13 protein-coding genes are annotated in these 15,011 nt (G+C 39.8%); 9 read left to right on the top strand and 4 right to left on the bottom strand.

What is annotated here, in order from left to right; genetic code table 11:
* Window positions 1-287 precede the first annotated feature (287 nt).
* From KO495_RS00730 to KO495_RS00715, 4 genes are all read right to left on the bottom strand, one after another.
* A complete protein-coding gene (locus KO495_RS00730; protein ID WP_252738733.1) occupies window positions 288-1,439 on the bottom strand; it encodes a DUF1343 domain-containing protein in 1,152 nt (383 codons plus the stop codon).
* A 93-nt stretch (window positions 1,440-1,532) separates the two neighbouring features.
* Window positions 1,533-2,462: an N-acetylmuramic acid 6-phosphate etherase gene (gene murQ / locus KO495_RS00725; protein WP_215978479.1), complete on the bottom strand. Its 930-nt coding sequence runs from the start codon at window positions 2,460-2,462 to the stop codon at window positions 1,533-1,535.
* A 71-nt stretch (window positions 2,463-2,533) separates the two neighbouring features.
* Complete coding sequence (locus tag KO495_RS00720) at window positions 2,534-6,385, bottom strand: two-component regulator propeller domain-containing protein (RefSeq protein WP_215978478.1); 3,852 nt, start codon at window positions 6,383-6,385, stop codon at window positions 2,534-2,536.
* Between the two features lie 126 nt (window positions 6,386-6,511).
* Entirely contained in the window at window positions 6,512-8,602 is a 2,091-nt protein-coding gene (locus tag KO495_RS00715; protein WP_215978477.1) for a flavodoxin domain-containing protein, read from the bottom strand.
* A gap of 103 nt (window positions 8,603-8,705) precedes the next feature.
* Between KO495_RS00715 and KO495_RS00710 the strand changes: the two genes are divergently transcribed.
* The 9 genes from KO495_RS00710 to KO495_RS00670 are packed head-to-tail and all read left to right on the top strand — an operon-like array spanning window position 8,706 to window position 14,983.
* The gene (locus KO495_RS00710; RefSeq protein ID WP_215978476.1) at window positions 8,706-9,329 is read left to right on the top strand and encodes a PepSY-associated TM helix domain-containing protein; all 624 of its coding nucleotides are present in this window, start codon (window positions 8,706-8,708) and stop codon (window positions 9,327-9,329) included.
* 25 nt (window positions 9,330-9,354) lie between these two features.
* Window positions 9,355-9,834 carry a DUF2271 domain-containing protein gene (locus KO495_RS00705; RefSeq protein WP_215978475.1) on the top strand — a complete coding sequence of 160 codons (480 nt, stop codon included), beginning with the start codon at window positions 9,355-9,357 and terminating at the stop codon, window positions 9,832-9,834.
* 2 nt (window positions 9,835-9,836) lie between these two features.
* Complete coding sequence (locus KO495_RS00700; RefSeq protein ID WP_215978474.1) at window positions 9,837-10,673, top strand: DUF4198 domain-containing protein; 837 nt, start codon at window positions 9,837-9,839, stop codon at window positions 10,671-10,673.
* Complete coding sequence (locus KO495_RS00695; RefSeq protein WP_215978473.1) at window positions 10,673-10,978, top strand: hypothetical protein; 306 nt, start codon at window positions 10,673-10,675, stop codon at window positions 10,976-10,978. The genes KO495_RS00700 and KO495_RS00695 overlap by 1 nt, the downstream gene beginning before the upstream one ends.
* Window positions 10,962-11,528: a hypothetical protein gene (locus KO495_RS00690; protein ID WP_215978472.1), complete on the top strand. Its 567-nt coding sequence runs from the start codon at window positions 10,962-10,964 to the stop codon at window positions 11,526-11,528. The genes KO495_RS00695 and KO495_RS00690 overlap by 17 nt, the downstream gene beginning before the upstream one ends.
* A gap of 24 nt (window positions 11,529-11,552) precedes the next feature.
* Complete coding sequence (locus tag KO495_RS00685; RefSeq protein WP_215978471.1) at window positions 11,553-12,485, top strand: zinc ABC transporter substrate-binding protein; 933 nt, start codon at window positions 11,553-11,555, stop codon at window positions 12,483-12,485.
* The gene (locus tag KO495_RS00680; protein ID WP_215978470.1) at window positions 12,475-13,251 is read left to right on the top strand and encodes an ATP-binding cassette domain-containing protein; all 777 of its coding nucleotides are present in this window, start codon (window positions 12,475-12,477) and stop codon (window positions 13,249-13,251) included. Before KO495_RS00685 ends, KO495_RS00680 begins: the two co-directional genes overlap by 11 nt.
* Window positions 13,252-14,142, top strand: a complete 891-nt coding sequence (locus tag KO495_RS00675; protein WP_215978469.1) for a metal ABC transporter permease — start codon at window positions 13,252-13,254, stop codon at window positions 14,140-14,142.
* Window positions 14,135-14,983 carry a zinc ABC transporter substrate-binding protein gene (locus KO495_RS00670; protein ID WP_215978468.1) on the top strand — a complete coding sequence of 283 codons (849 nt, stop codon included), beginning with the start codon at window positions 14,135-14,137 and terminating at the stop codon, window positions 14,981-14,983. Before KO495_RS00675 ends, KO495_RS00670 begins: the two co-directional genes overlap by 8 nt.
* The last annotated feature ends 28 nt before the right edge of the window (window positions 14,984-15,011 follow it).

Genomic DNA, 15,011 nt, shown 5'->3' with positions numbered 1-15,011 from the left:
TTAAAGTAAACCCTTTCCTTTAATAAACGTTATCAATGCTATAAAAATCCGACCTAGTGTCGGATTTTTTTTGTCTTAAAATTTGTTCATAAATAACCTGAACTCGGTTTAAGAGATATTTAACAAATTGAAATATCAGTAAAAATTACTTTTATGAACCTCTAGCTTGATAGTTTTTCTTAATTCAAGGCAAATTTCGCGTCAATAGCTGGCCTATTGCAAGTAAATTTAACGAAGAAGTTAGGGATAAATAACTGCTAGAGAAATATTTGTTAAGCTGAGACAGGTTAGTTATATAATAAATATTGTTGCCTGAGAGCTTTATACTCCGTTAACGCGGGTTGCCAACTCGCTTTAATTTCACTTTCGGTTTGCCCAGCAATAATGGCTTTACGTAACTTATCGGTACCCGCTAATTTATCCATAAATTTTGGGTGTTGAAAAAAAGTCTCATGCTGTTGAGCAAATGCTTGATGCCACTGTATAACATAGCGCAATGTTAAACCGCCATGATTGGTCTGAGCGTTTTGATAAAAGCGCTGCCCAATTAATGTTTCATTCATCAACTTAGGTTTTATTGCCGCGCCAGGAGTTGAAACTGGCATAAAAGTATAATCACCTAATGACGTTTTATTATACCCAATCACTTGAAAGGGATACGGTGTGCCTCGACCAATACTTATCGGGGTTGCTTCAAAAAAACCTAATGAGGGATACAGCGCAATAGCCAGATCATTCGGTAAGTTAGGGCTAGGCTTGATAGGCAAAGAATAAGGCATTTGATGATGATAGTTTGCGATTGGAATAACCGTTAATGCCAATGGTTTGTCAGTGTTAAGCCAACCCTGACCAACAATCATTTTTGCTAATTCACCCACGGTTAAACCGTGTAATAAAGGAATAGCATGCATCCCAACAAAGGATTGAAATTCATGCTCTAAAACAGGTCCGTCAATGTACATGCCGTTAGGGTTAGGCCTATCGAGCACCATAAAACCAATATTGGCCTCGCTAGCCGCTGCCATCATGTAGTGCATTGAGCTGATATACGTGTAATAACGTACGCCTACATCTTGAATATCAAAAACAATAATATCAACCGACGCCATTACCTCTGCAGCAGGTTTTTTACTTTTGCCATAAATACTCACTAACGGTACGCCTGTTTGTTTATCGATACTGTTATTAAACTTTTCTCCAGCATCATGATCACCACGAAAACCATGCTCCGGCGCAAAAATAACCTGTACATTAATGCCTTGCGCGAGTAAAAAATCAACTAGGTGTTGATTGTTTACTTTTGAGGTTTGATTAACGACTAAGCCAACGCGTTTACCTGCCAATTTGGGTAAGTACAATGCAGGCTGCTCAGCGCCAACCACTAATTTTTGTGGTTTTTCAAGCGGTGCTACATGACATGCTTGAACAGCAAAGCACATCAACAAGGCCACTAAAATATTACGCAGGAAAATCATGGGAATTACTATTTCTTTCATTATCAAACCAGTGCATTAACTATGAGTAAATAACAATTAACCACCAAGGGCTTCATTAATCGCTAAACGTAAAAAGCCATCATTCTGTGCTAATAATCGCTGACCTTGTTCCGCATCAATGCCAGTTTCAACTAATAAAATAGCTAGTTTAGCGCTATTGTCAGCTTGCACTAAAGCGGCTTTGCCTGTGTCGTAATCACAGCCAGTTGCTTGCATAACAATACGTATCGCACGCGCATAAAGCTTTTCGTTACTGGCATTTACATCAACCATCAAGTTTTGATAACTCTTACCGCTTTTAATCATACTTGCGGTGGTTAGCATATTTAACACCATTTTTTGCGCCGTCGCTGATTTTAATCGCGTGGAACCGGTTAAAACTTCTGGGCCAACCACAGGGCAAATAGCAATATCAGCCTGACTAAGCACGGGAGTATCAGGGCTACAAGCAATTCCAACCGTAGTAACCGCTAATGATTTTGCATACGCCAAGCCCGATAAAACATAAGGCGTTCTACCGCTAGCAGCTAAACCAACCAGTACATCTTTTGCATTGAGATTAATATTTTTTAAATCATCAAGCACTAAGCTGGTGCTATCTTCAGCACCTTCAACCGCTTTAAAAATAGCTTTTTCACCGCCAGCAATAATGCCAACAACTTGTTGGTCTGACACACTAAACGTAGGTACACACTCCACAGCATCTAATACACCTAAACGACCGCTAGTGCCTGCACCAATAAAAATTAAGCGACCACCTTGTGAAAAAGCGCTCACAATAGCATCAACTGCCAGCGTTATTTGTGGCAGTACTGCTTGCACTGCTAGGGCTACTTTTTGATCTTCGTTATTGATGCGACTTAGTAATGTGCTGGTATCGAGTAAATCAATATCCATAGTCGCGGGATTACGCCCTTCGGAAACTAAGCTATCTAGCTCAGTAATTAAATTAGCTTGCTTGTTCATGATGTTGTGTTATTTGACGGGCTTTGTCGCACTTTACTGCATTTACTCAACAGACAAAAGCCCCTTTATGTTCATTTAAGTTTAGGTAATTTAATTTCAAATACAGTGCCTTGCCCTAACGTGCTTTGGCAGCTTAATTGACCATTAAGTGTGGTGTTCACTAAATTAAAGGCAATACTTAGACCTAAGCCTGTACCTCCTTGATGACGTTTAGTGGTGTAGAAAGGTTCAAATATTCTCGCAAGTGCCTCTGTATCAATACCGCAGCCATCATCTATTACCCGTAAAACATAATGATCTTCAACCGCAGCCCCTTCAATAGAAACCTTACCTTTCTTATCATTAAAAGCATGAAAATACGCATTTTGTATTAAAATAAACAACACCTGCCCTAATATCATTGGATAGGTTTTAATCACAACGGCATCATTGACTCTTAAATGTATTTGTAAGGCATTGTCTTCCATTGTACCGCGAACATTACTAATAACACTTTGACAAAGCGCCGCAAGATTAATGTCTTTTAAACGATCGTCACCATCTTGCTCAGCAAGTTGCTTAAAGCGCTGAACTAATATGGCAACTCGTTCAGCGTTATTTTGAATCAAGCGTAGGCTTTGTTGGGATTCATTTAAAAAATTATCGAGTGTTGATTTACTCAAGGTATTATTTTTAACATGAGCGTCTATATTTGCTCGCATATCTTCTAATAAACTTGCAGCGGTAATGCCAATGCTAATAGGAGTATTGATTTCATGAGCAACACCCGCAACTAATTGCCCCAAATATGCCATTTTTTCATTCAATATCAATTGCTGCTGTGTTTGTTGTAACTCATCAATATTCAGTTTCAACTGTTGATGTAAAGCCAATAAGTCTTGATGTGAGCGTGCATTCTCTACAGCAATAGACGCATAAGAAGCTAAGGTTTCCAACAATGTGAGGTCGTGTTCACTGTAACTATTCTTAGTAATGCTTTGAATACTCAGTACACCCAGTACTGAGCCTGATCTTTGCATAGGAACATACATCATAGAGGCAACCGCTTGTTCTGTTAGGCCGCTAGATAATTGATGCTGTGAGTTGTCTTCTACAGAATAATAGCGTTGGTATTGCGTTTGGTAATCATTAATTAAAACCGATTGGTTGTGCTGTACCGCGTAAACCGCTAATTGTCCTGTTTTTTCCATATCCCGCACATAACTTTGATAACGTACACCACGCTCAACCGCATAATCAAACACCAACTGATTACGCTCATGATTAAGTAAACCTATGCCAAAACGATCCGCGATGAAAATTTTGCTTAGTTGCGTATAAATATCATTGAATAAATCTTCTAATAATAACTGCGTGGTTAATTTTTTGCCTATTTGATTAATCACCTCAATTTCATGGGTACGTGTATTAACCAAAGCTTCTAACTGTAAAGCCTGTGCGCGTACTAAACCAATACGCCAGCGAAAAACAAGCGCCACAATAAGTAATAATAAGCATAAAATAACTAGGCCAAACCACCATGTTTGCCAATAGTGTGGCTGCACGGTAAAGCTTAGTGTTAATGGCGCTATCAACGCAGAATATTTTGTATAGTTTGCTTTAATTTGTAACTGATAATGCTGCGGTGCTAAATTGCTGTAATGAATTTCTCGCGTATTGTTTTCTAAAGTACGCCATTTATTGTCTTGTCCTACAAGCTTATATTGATACTCAATTTCTTGAGAGTGTTGTATATCTGGACTCGCAATTTGAAGACTTATCTCATTTTCTTGTGGTGATAAGGTAAGCTGATCTAACCGTGCTAAGGGCACTTCTTCATCATTAATTCTAAAGCGTGTGAACAATAGTGATGATGGTGCAATTTCATCACTAAATTGAGTGGGATCGACAATAAGTACGCCTTTAGTGCCGCCATATGCCATTAATCCAGAACGTAATTGTGTATACGAGCCTAACCACGCGGTACCAATATCAATTCCAAGAGCACTATTAAAATGAAGAAACCTTTTGTTAGTTGGCTCCAATAAACTGGTTCCACTCCAAATACGCCCTTGTTCATCAAGCAACATATTAGCGCCAGGTTTATTGTTTCCTATATCTAATTCAGCTTTATGACGTTTAAATTTTGGTTTGTTAGCGCTAAGGTGAGTAACAGAATCAAACCCTATACTTGTTGCTAACCACATTTTATCTTGCTGAGTTGCTACCATACCTAAAACATAATTATGGCTTAAGCTTGCCTCAGTCTCACCCACTTTATAATGATCTAATACGGTACTATTATCCCTTAAACGATAAACGCCATTATGGGTACTAATCCATGCATTATTATATTTATCAGCAACTAAGGCGGTAACGGTGTCGCCCATTAAGCTGCCATCAGTTTTTTTTAGCTCCGTACAGCTATCACTATTAAACGCCTTTTTACAAACCCCTTTGTTGGTGCCAACTAGTAAACTTTGGTCGGGTAACGTCAGTAAACGTAATACGGCGTCATCAACAATATTTTTAACAAAACCTGACGTCAGCGTTAAGGTGGTTAAATCAAGCTGTAACAAACCGGAAGAGGCAGTACCCACCCAAACAACTTTATCGTCTTGCTGCGCTAAAGAAACCGTATTACTAAAAGTTTTGCCTGTTACACTTTGCTGAATATTAGCGATACGCCCTTTTTTAGGATCAATTAAATCTAAACCGTTACCCGTTGTTCCGACTAATAGTCGTCCGTCATTTAACTCAAGAATAGTGCGGACATTGGCAAAGCTCAATCCATGCTGATGCTGCAGGCTATGGCGCATCATCACAAAACTATCACTAGTTAGGGTGTTTAATAGCTGTAAGCCGCCGCCCCAAGTACCAATCAATAACGTGCCATTAGCACTTAATAGAATAGTGCCAACATCATCAAAAGCTAAGCTGGTATCATCAGAAGGATCATGTTTGAACTGTTTAATCAACCGAACATCATCTTCATGAAACAACGCTAAACCTTTACCATAACTAGCGACCCAAACCTTTCCATTACTTTGCGGTACAATAGTGCGGATATAAGTATTATTTAAATCGTGCGCTCCACTATCAATTAAACTAACACTATTTTTTCCATCCCAAAGCCGCAAACCTTGCTTGGTTCCTAACCAGTAATCCCCATTTTTAGCCTGATAAATACTTCTAACATCAATGTTTCTCAGTGCTTCAACTAACTCAAATTTGTCACTATTTACCTCTTTTATAAAAAGTCCCTTAGTACTACCTGCAATTATTTTTCCGTCTTTTTCAGGTGAAATATAAAAGCTGATGCTATTGGCAATAGGAAAATCAAACGAAGTTATAGTGAGCTTTTCGGTATCTATTTTATCAACGCCTAACTCATGACCTAACCATAAGTAACCTTGATGATCGAAACGCAAAGTACGCAAGGTATTTGTACGTAGTTTTAACTGGGTTGATTGGGTATTAAAATGAATAAATTTCTGTTCACGAGGAGAATAACGACTCAAACCTGAGGTGCGAGTAGCAAGCCAAATATAACCCTGCTTATCTTGTGCCAACGCAATAATATAGTTTGCTGCAGGAGTATTGCTATTATCAGGCTGATGGGCATAGCGCCTAAATTGGTAACCATCAAAACTCATTAAACCATATTGACTACCAAACCAAAAAATTCCATTTTCAGCTTCAATACCGGAAGTAATGACGCCACCAATAAGCTTACCTTTATCGTCAACTTTTTTAAATAGTGGGCTCGCATAACGAAAGTCATCAACTGTTTGTGCCATCACAGCAACAGAAAGTAAACTATAAAATAGCGTCTGAAAAATACATATCCATGCCCTTAAGGGCTTATAACTTAACAAAAATCCCTTTGCTAATGCTGAGTAAAGCATTAAAAAATATCTCGCATAAGTTGCCTCTGTATTCATTAATACACTAAGTATTAATGAACTCAAAACAATTGCAACCTTACATTACATTAAACCCTTTTATTAACTTGAAAATAGCGATTTACTTATTTACCTACAGCATAATATTTGCATTCAATACCCAAACTAATACAAATCGTATTTTATTTGCTGTTGCTGCTTTAACCGCTTAAAGATATTAGCACCTAAAATATCAGCTAACGCTGCATCACAACTAGCCCCTAAAGTACTGGCATTGCCACACAAATAAAGTTGAGCGTTTTGTTTAAGCAGCCATTGTCGAATTTCAACTTGCTCAGCAATAATAATCTCATCGACATATTTTGCCTTGTGAGCGCTACTTTCACTACTTTGTGACCACGCATGCTGTCGTTTATGTAAACAGCTTTGCTGTTCAAAACACGTTAACTGCTGATCAAAATAATTATCATGCTGTGCATCGCGCTCCCCCATAATAAGCCAAGCATCGGCACACTTGGTAGCGCGTAGCCTTTGCTCAAGAAAACCGATAAAAGGGGCTAACCCAGTACCTGCAGCAATCATAATAACAGGTGTTTGCACCGATGGAGGATGAAAGTGATGATGCTTTTTTATCACCATGGTTAACGTGTCTTGTGCTGACAGTTGCGCTAAATAGCCTGAGCATAAACCAACACTATTATCAGCTTTAACCACCTGTCTTACTAATAAATCAATCACCCCTTGATCTGCACAACTGGCAATAGAGTAAGTTCTTGCGCTTAACTCGGGTAATTTATCAACTAAAGCTTGCGGTGTATCAGCTTGTTCATGTTGCCAATTCAACTGCTGTAATGCTGCAAGTAATGATCTAGATTGATTATGATGTGTCACAATTGTTGAAGGCGTCCACCCACAACGGAGTAGCTTATTTTCAATGGCAGTAGCACTTTGTCTAGGTAAAACTTCCACTAAATCCCCAGGCGAAAAATCGTGCTCTTGTGCCATTAAACTAATGTGGTGTGCATGACGGCTAGCGCTATGAGGGTTTAAACAAGTATTACTAATAACTGACTGCTGTTGCCATGACTTTTCTAATGTTGAATTATGCCAACCTAAAACATTAGTTAACTGTTGCCACCACAACTGAATACTTACTTGATTCCCTTGATTAATTTCGGTGACGGGCATTAATGCTTGCGCGCCTTTTTCTCGCAAAGTAGCACATAGCTGATGACCAAAAGCACAATATTGAGGGTATTGCTTATCACCAAAAGCCAGCACCGAATATTTCACCGTTGATAATGAGTGCTCTAGCTGGTGTAACGAGCTGATGAAGCCTCGCGCTAGCTCTGGTGGCTCACCATCGCCGTATGTTGAAGCCAGTAAAAGTACTTGCTGATAATTGCTTAATTGTTGAGCCTGTAGCGAAGAAACACACGTAATATGGTAACGACTTGTGCTTGGCAACTGCTTAGCAATACTTTTAGCAATTGCTGCGGCAGTGCCCGACTGGCTCGCATAAGCAATTAAAGAGTGATTACGGTTATCGGTTTGCGTTTTCCCAAGCAAAATTTGCTGATATTGACGTACCAATGATGGTATATAACAAAGTGTGGCAACACTAATAACCATAAAATAAAATAAATGTTCAGCCGCTATGTAATGGGTTACTCCCCCCCCAATGGGCCAAAATAAATTTGTCATCATAAAAGGATAAAAACCCGACCACGGCAACAGTGCCTGACTAAATAGCACGGCACTAATCACTAACAAAGCTTTCAGTTTAAAAGCCTTACGCTGACAAGTTAACAACAAACTAATTAAACCCAATAAGCAGAGCACTAACATAATGTTATACAAGCTTTTAAGAGTAAGTATCGCTGCCGTTTCTCGGCTTGAAAATTGGTTATAAATCTCATTATTTTTAACAATAGCTAACCATAATTGGTTGTCTTTGTGCTTAACCTGAAAACGCGCATTCGGTGCTAAATGAAGTGTTTTTACAACCTCATGGTGTTCACTTACTACGGGTTGAGTCATGAACGTCCTTTCTGGTGTTACCGCTGAAAAATCGAATGTTGATGACTGCCAATGTAAGGTAAATAACACTAACGAAATTCCCGCCATTAAATAAAAATACGCACAACTTTTTAATAACAATGCCAATACATTAAAACAAGAACCTGCAGGTACGCTGACCTGAAAGGGTAAAGCAGGTTTTTTGATGCTAAAACGAGGTAAGTAATGAGGTAACACGAAAACACTCAAATATAAATGCGAATAATTCTCATATACTATTGCATTAACCACCTTTTTACTAGTATTATTTGCCTCGAATTTTTTGTAGTAGGTGTTCATAGTGACCACACACGTTAGTAATCCTTTAATACCGCGCATTACGTCATTAATGCGGATATTACACATTTATAGCGCAATGCCAGTATTGCTACTGATGTTGTTTTTTGCGATTACCGGCGTGTTTCTCAACCACCCTGATTGGGATAAAACCCAAAGTAAAAAGCAAAAAACTACCGTCACAGCGCCAACATGGTTAAACAACGCTGAAAGCTGGGACGATAACTTTCAACAACAGGGCTTACGTTTATTGCAATGGCTTGATGCTAATCACGATATTCGAGCAACAAAATTTTCAATTGAATGGGACGACTATGATCGCTTATTGATTATTGCCTTAGACAGTCCCGCAGGTAATACCGTTATTGAGGTCGTGGTTGATGATCAAGCAATAATAATTGATCAACGCCAGCTGTCTCTATTAGCCATGCTAAACAATGTTCACCGGGCAAAACATACCAACGGATTATGGTTGTATTTATCTGACCTTAGCGCAGTTGCCATGGTGTTATTTTGCTTATCGGGTTTTTGGTTAGTGGCCATTAACCGCTTACAACGACAACCAGCTATTGCTTGGTTTAGCGGCGGCAGCGTTTTTTTTATTTTTGTTATTTATTTGATGCACTAATGCATTGCATTGTTACGGAGTCTTTATGAACAAACAACTTTTGCTGGCAGCGTTTATTGCCAGTGCAACCATAGCAACACCAGTTTTGGCGAAAGAGATTACCGTTGATTTTTCATTACCTGAATTTTCAACACAAGACTACAACAAACCTTATGTTGCCATTTGGACCGAAGCTCAAGGAAAAAATGACACCTTATTATTATGGCATTTAACCAAACGCGATGAAGACAAGTGGTTAGTTGATATACGTCGCTGGTGGCGAAAAGTCGGTCGTTATGGCGACTTACCTGCTGACGGTGTAACCGGAGCAACAAAAGGTCCTGGCGAATACAGCGTCACTTTAGACATTGGTGAGTTAACAGAGTTTAACCTGATGATTGAAGTGGTACGTGAAGACGGTGGCAGATCATTACTTCGTCAAAAAATTAATAGCCAAAAAAACCAAAAATATACCTTAGAAGCTGATGCAGAAATTGGCAACGTAACCATAAACGTAGGAAAATAATCATGAATTTCACTCCCCTTAAAACCTTAAGAAGAACCGCGTTAACTCTAGCTGCTAGCGCCTTAATTATCACGCCAGCACTGGCTCACGATATTTATATTTGGCCAAGCTACTTCAACATTAATGCCGAAAAACCTACGCATGTTGCTGTTGATGTTACTGCCTCACATACCGCTTTTCGTCCTGACTTCGCTATGGCAAGTAATGGCGTAAAAGTCACAGGCGTTGATGGTAAAGCACTACGTCGCTTTGGCCCTTATTACCAAGGCCAACGTCGTGCTAGTTTTGACTTACCCGTAAACGAAGCAGGAACTTACGGACTGTTTTACCAACGTGAAGCCAGTTACTTCACTAAATATAAAATAGGTAAACGCGATAAAGACAAGCATATGCGCGCTAATAAAGTAGAAGCTGCCGCTAAATTGCCAAAAGGTGCACGTGACATTGAAACCCGTAGTTACGCCACCACAGCAATGTCGTTTGTTACTAACCAAGCACCGACAACTGAAGCGTTAGCACCAACTAACCAAGGTTTTGAGTTAATTGCCATTACCCACCCTTCTGATTACGTCACCAACGAAGCGCTACAAGTAAAAGCCTTATTTAACGGTGAGCCCGTTGCCGATCAAACGATTATTATTGAACAAGAAGGGCCACAATATCGTAAAAACCCTGAAGCGTTAGAAATCAAAACGAACAAGGAAGGTATTGCGAGTTTTACCTTATCTAACGGTGGGCGTTATTTATTAAAAACCAATCATGAAAAAGTCGCTACTAATGAGTTAGCAGATTTTGATGTCACTCGTATATTTTATGCTTTTGAAGTGATTTTTGAATAATGATTAAGCTTGCTACTTTATTACTTGGGTTGCTCACCTTCGCAGCCCAAGCACATTTTCCCTTATTAAACTGCCAGCTTACAGCCCAACAGCAACAGCTTTCATGTGTTGCTGGCTATAGCGATGGCAGTTTAGCTGGCAAGGTTACTCTTAATGTTTTCAATTATGATGAAGAGCCTTTGCTAAGTATCAACACCGCCTCAGATGGTTCAATCACATTTACACCGCCTAAAGGTGAATATTACATCGTTTTTGATCCCGGTCACGAGTCACCGGCGGAGTTTGACTATGCCGAACTCAATTAAACGCTTTGAAGTGGTTAGCACCAACAATAAATCTGAAGATCAATGGTTTATTGTAACGGTAATTGCCATCGTTACACTGGCTGCCAGCTTATTATATTGGCAACACCACGATAAGCACCAAACGATAAAGATTATTCCAAAAGAGATCAGTGCTGTTATTAATCAATTAACCAGTACAGGTGATGAGGTCAATTTTTTAATTAACGCCGAGCTATTACCTGCCCAACCTAGTTTGCTGCAACTACAACAAGCATCGGTAGTACCGTTTGACAGTCGTCATTTTAGTAGCCCTATAGCAAACTGCTTTATTACAAAGGTTACCGCTAGCGCTGATCGTAATGTGCCAACTGAATATCAAATTGCGTTATGGCTCGATAAAAGTGGTCACCAATTAGCGTGGCGCACTCAAGATACCAACCATAGTGGTCACAGTGATCAACACACTCAAAATAATGTCGCTGAGAATAGTGCAGATTTATGTGAAAAAAGCCAACAGCACTGGCAGTTTATCGAAGCCAATGTTGCTCATGATGCAGCCCATCACTCCTAACTTATTCTATTAAGGCAATACTTTATGCGTAAATTTATTACCCTCCTAGTGTTTTTAAGCTGTTCATTGTTCAGCACATTTTATCTGCAAACAACAGCGGCTACTCAAGCAGCAAACAAGCAATTAACTATTGGCATTACCCTGCACCCATATTATTCCTATGTAAAAGCTGTAGTCGGCGATAAAGCAACGGTAGTCCCGTTAATTGATAGTGGCTTTAACCCACATAATTATCACTTAAATCCAACCGACATTGCTCGCCTAAGACAACTCGATGCTCTAGTAATTAATGGTATTGGCCATGATGATTTTGCACTCGAGGCAGTACAGCGCATTAAATTACCTAAACTTACACTTATTGAAGCAAATAAGTCTGTTGCCCTACTTGCCAATAGCAAAAGTAAAGCTAACTCACATACTTTTGTGGGTATTGATACCGCCATTCGTCAGGTTTACACCATTGCGCAAGAGCTCGCTAAGCTAGATCCTGAAAACGGTAAGCTATTTCAAAAAAATGCGGTGCGTTATGCACGAGAATTGCGTAAAGCGAAAAAACCCGTACAACAACAATTAATGGCGTTAGATCTTAGCAAGGTAAAAATTGCTAGCACCCACAATGCCTACGGCTATTTTTTACAAGAATTTGGTTTAACCGTTGCTGCCGTAGTGGAACCTGCCCATGGTATTTCCCCAACCGCATCACAATTACAAGGCACGATTGATGAAATTAGAGCGCTAAATATTGACGTACTATTTACCGAATTAAACATGAAAAACAGTGCAGTACATACTATAGAGCGAGAAACGGGTGTGAAATTATTTCACTTTTCTCACATGACTCATGGCGAATATACCCAAGACTTAGTACTCAACGAAATGAAATACAATTTGGACATGCTCGCGCAAGCCATTAGCTTTGCGACTAACAAACCCCAAGGAGCGCACAGTGAAGGCTAACTTAGCTGCCGTTGGCATCACAGGTCCTGCCATAGAAATTAATAACCTTGGCATTCAGCTCGGTAAAATAACTTTACTTTCTGCCGTTTCAACTACTATGTCTGCTGGTTTATGGCATGGCATTGTTGGCCCCAATGGTGGTGGTAAAAGCACATTATTAAAGTCTATTGCTGGGTTAATGCCGCACAGTGGCAGTATTGCAATGTTATGGTCAAATACCAAAGCGCCAATCATTGGTTATATGCCGCAATTAGCGCCTTTTGAGCAATCACTCCCCATTTCAGTGCTCGACTATTTGCGACTCAACAGTCAAAACCGTCCAGTGTGGTTAAGTTTTAAAAAGCGCTCAGAAATTAATGACGTTGTTGAATTACTTGCCATTAAAACACTCCTCAATAATCGTGTCGGCACTTTATCTATGGGTGAACGTCAACGCGTTTTATTAGCCTGTGCGTTACTGCAAAAGCCATCATTATTATTACTTGATGAGCCATTAGCAGGTATCGACAAAGCTGGCCAAGAAAAAATCCTCGCTGTACTTACCGACTTTAAAAAACAAGGTGGGACTATTGTGATGGTAGAGCACAACTGGCAAGTGTTACAGCAATACTGTGATCAAGCCTACTTCATTGATGGTGGCTTGAAAAAAAGCGGTAACCCAACCGAGGTATTGCAACAGCAACTTACTGAACAATCTCTTGAGCAAGCCCAACAACGGTCTTTGCTGCTTGCTAATAACCAAACCGATGAAGCGAGAACTGCCTAAATGTTAGATTATATTCATCAGGTGTTCGCCGACTTAGTCGCTAATAACCTATTACCTGAAATGTTCAGCTACGGTTTTTTAATTAACGCGTTAATCGCAAGTTTAATGATAGGTCCATTACTGGGCGCACTAGGCACCTTAGTGGTGGTAAAGCGTTTGGCATTTTTATCTGAAGCCGTTGGTCATAGTGCCTTAACGGGGGTTTCTATTGGTATTTTACTTGGTGAACCAATTACCGCACCTTGGATAAGCTTATTTGCCTTTTCGGTGTTATTTGCTTTGGTATTGCAATGGGTTCGCGGTAGAACCACCGTACCTTATGACGCACTAATCGGGGTATTTCTTTCATTTGCTTTAGCCCTTGGTGCGGCGTTACTGATGTTTGTTGCCAAGTTTGTTAATGCCCACTTAGTTGAGCAGGTTTTGTTTGGCTCAGTATTAATGGCAGCAGCCAGTGATATTCAAGTATTACTCATTATGTTTGTATTGGTTATTACACTCGCTTGGCGTTTTGGCAATCAGGCTTTTCTAGTTGCTCTTGCGCCAGATATTGCCCATAACAATAAAATATCGGTAAAACTGCACGATTACGGTTTTGTACTATTAATCGCCCTAGTTACCGTCGCCGCGGTAAAAATTATTGGTGCCATTTTAGTCGGCGCATTACTACTAATACCTGCAGCAAGTGCACGACTAATTACGCATGATCTTCGCTCTATGGTGCTGTGCTCTGTCGCTATATCTACTTTTAGTGCGGTAGCAGGCGTATTAATACCGATGCACTTGCAACTTGCTATTGCGACTGGCCCTGCCATTATTTTATGTGCTTGTGCCTGCTTTGTTATGACCCTGATATTACATGGCGCACGAGGAAAAACAGCTCATGCTTAACTCACTTAAGTTTTCATTAATAACACTCTCTTTAGTGTTAACCACAACCTTGCTACCAGCACCAACTAGCTACGCGGCGCAAACTAACAACAGCGTGCACAGTAAGCCTAAGCAAACAGTCGCCACGGTTATCCCTGTCGCGCATAGCCTATTAGTACAATTGCTAAGTAATACCTCCATCACTGTTCATTATTTACCGCCCAAACGCTTACCGATCAATCGTTTAAGCAACTGGGTGACAACACATGCCAGCAAAATACAACCGAATGTCAATGCGGTTATTGGTATTGATGCACTGCGCCCAGAACTATCTTTTTACACGGCTCTGCGTAAAGAGAACATTCACACCATTAACATTGATATTGGCCAAGCATTAATGCCCGGAGGCGAAAAAGTCGCTATTTATCAAGAAAATCAACACGGTTATTTTTGGTTGAATATAAACAATGCGCTGTTAATGACGGGTATTTTGCGCCGAGATTTAACCGCTATTTGGCCTGAACAAGCAAAAGTCATTAATGATAATGCGGCGAAAATCAATCAACAGCTGCGCGGAATATCAATGCAACTTGATGATGTTTTATTTGAAAAAGAGATTGAGCAACTTGTGGTTGCGCAAGATGAACTTGCCGACTTTGCCGCCAGCTTTGCACTACCTATTGTCACGTTAGCGCAAGCTAAAAATAATGGCTTAAACAGTTTATATATTAGCAAAATAAAAGCTAAAAGCGCCGAGTTAACCAGCAATATTAGCATTTGGTCAATTGATGATTTCAGCAAAACCAGTAGTAAAACCTTTACTGAACGTTGGTTGAAAACCGTAGAAAACCTTGCGCTATAAACTCGTTAATTACACATAAAAACTCTTT

Origin of the sequence: Colwellia sp. D2M02 (assembly GCF_018860755.1) — a bacterium.
Taxonomy (GTDB): domain Bacteria; phylum Pseudomonadota; class Gammaproteobacteria; order Enterobacterales; family Alteromonadaceae; genus Colwellia; species Colwellia asteriadis.
The sequence above is the reverse complement of the archived record's forward strand: the minus strand, read 5'-3'. Positions and strand labels throughout refer to the sequence as shown.

What these genes read in the sequence shown, in the direction of transcription:
- KO495_RS00720 (WP_215978478.1), bottom strand. Translation starts at nt 6,385, where the DNA reads ATGAATACAGAGGCAACTTATGCGAGATATTTTTTAATGCTTTACTCA.
- KO495_RS00670 (WP_215978468.1), top strand. Translation starts at nt 14,135, where the DNA reads ATGCTTAACTCACTTAAGTTTTCATTAATAACACTCTCTTTAGTGTTA.
- KO495_RS00690 (WP_215978472.1), top strand. Translation starts at nt 10,962, where the DNA reads ATGCCGAACTCAATTAAACGCTTTGAAGTGGTTAGCACCAACAATAAA.
- KO495_RS00705 (WP_215978475.1), top strand. Translation starts at nt 9,355, where the DNA reads ATGAACAAACAACTTTTGCTGGCAGCGTTTATTGCCAGTGCAACCATA.
- KO495_RS00695 (WP_215978473.1), top strand. Translation starts at nt 10,673, where the DNA reads ATGATTAAGCTTGCTACTTTATTACTTGGGTTGCTCACCTTCGCAGCC.
- KO495_RS00685 (WP_215978471.1), top strand. Translation starts at nt 11,553, where the DNA reads ATGCGTAAATTTATTACCCTCCTAGTGTTTTTAAGCTGTTCATTGTTC.
- KO495_RS00675 (WP_215978469.1), top strand. Translation starts at nt 13,252, where the DNA reads ATGTTAGATTATATTCATCAGGTGTTCGCCGACTTAGTCGCTAATAAC.
- KO495_RS00730 (WP_252738733.1), bottom strand. Translation starts at nt 1,439, where the DNA reads ATGTGCTTTGCTGTTCAAGCATGTCATGTAGCACCGCTTGAAAAACCA.
- KO495_RS00700 (WP_215978474.1), top strand. Translation starts at nt 9,837, where the DNA reads ATGAATTTCACTCCCCTTAAAACCTTAAGAAGAACCGCGTTAACTCTA.
- murQ (WP_215978479.1), bottom strand. Translation starts at nt 2,462, where the DNA reads ATGAACAAGCAAGCTAATTTAATTACTGAGCTAGATAGCTTAGTTTCC.